Source organism: Methylobacterium symbioticum, assembly GCF_902141845.1.
Taxonomy (GTDB): Bacteria; Pseudomonadota; Alphaproteobacteria; order Rhizobiales; family Beijerinckiaceae; genus Methylobacterium; species Methylobacterium symbioticum.
This window is the reverse complement of sequence record NZ_CABFPH010000235.1, coordinates 1-1,136: the sequence shown is the minus strand read 5'-3', so window position 1 is coordinate 1,136 and position 1,136 is coordinate 1. Positions and strand designations below refer to the sequence as shown.

1 protein-coding gene and 1 pseudogene are annotated in these 1,136 nt (G+C 67.3%); both read right to left on the bottom strand.

Features of this window, described 5'->3' with window-relative positions:
* Positions 1 to 55: 55 nt before the first annotated feature.
* Complete coding sequence (ntrB, locus tag MET9862_RS29030) at positions 56 to 895, bottom strand: nitrate ABC transporter permease (RefSeq protein ID WP_142586319.1); 840 nt, start codon at positions 893 to 895, stop codon at positions 56 to 58.
* A gap of 3 nt (positions 896 to 898) precedes the next feature.
* Positions 899 to 1,136, bottom strand: a pseudogene (locus tag MET9862_RS29025) (nitrate ABC transporter substrate-binding protein); the annotation flags it as partial.

Sequence of the window (1,136 nt, the reverse complement as noted above, 5' to 3'; positions counted from 1 at the left end):
GGGGCGGCGCGCGCGATGCGCCGCACGAAGGGGAGGAGCTTGCTCATCGGGTGCCTCACTCCGGGAAGGTGACGAGGCGTTGCGCCCGGGCGAGCAACTGGTCGAGGACCATGCCGACGAGACCGATCACCAGGATCGAGGTGATCACGTTGGTGATCGACAGGTTGTTCCACTCGTTCCAGACGAAGTAGCCGATGCCGGTTCCTCCAACCAACATCTCGGCCGCCACGATGACGAGCCAGGCGATGCCGATGGAGATGCGCATGCCGGTGAGGATGGTGGGGGCGGCGGCCGGCAGGATCACCGTGAAGGCCCGCCGGATCGGCCCGACCTCCAGGGTGCGGGCGACGTTGAGCCACTCCTTGCGGGTGCTCGACACGCCGAACACCGTGTTGATCAGCATCGGCCAGAGCGAGCAGATGAAGATCACGAAGATCGCCGAGAGCCCCGAATCCTTGATCGTGTAGAGGGCGAGCGGCATCCAGGCGAGCGGCGAGACCGGCTTGAGGATCTGGATGTAGGGGTCGAGCGCCCGGCTCATCAGCGGCGACATGCCGATGAGGAATCCGACCGGGATCGCCACCAGCACCGCGAGCCCGTAGCCGAGCGCGACGCGCCCGACCGAGTAGGCGAGCTGGATGCCCAGCCCCTTGTCGTTCGGCCCCCGGTCGTAGAACGGGTCCTTCAGGTGCTTCCAGATGGTCGCGCCGACATCGAGCGGCCCCGGCATGGCGGATTTGCCCGTGGTGGCGGTGGCGCCCATCAGAGCGGCGTATTCGGGATCCATCGCCTCGGTCTTGGCGGTCCCGCTCACCGCGACCTGCCAGACGAGCAGGATCGCGGCCAGGAGCGCCAGCGAGAGCACGCCGGCGCGCAGGTTGAGGGTGCGCGCCATGGCTCAGCTCGCCCGCTTGATCGTGAAGGATTCGAGGTATTCCTTCGGCTTGGCCGGGTCGAAGGTCTTCCCCATGACCGAGAAGGTCTTGGTCGTCGCCTCGGGCGGGGTGAAGCCGTCCTGCTTCATCAGACGGGCGGCGTCGGTGGCGAGATAGACCTGGCGGGCGACCGCGGCGTAGTCGACGTCGCCCTTGAGCTGGCCCCAGCGCTTCATCTGGGTCAGGATCCACACCGCGAAG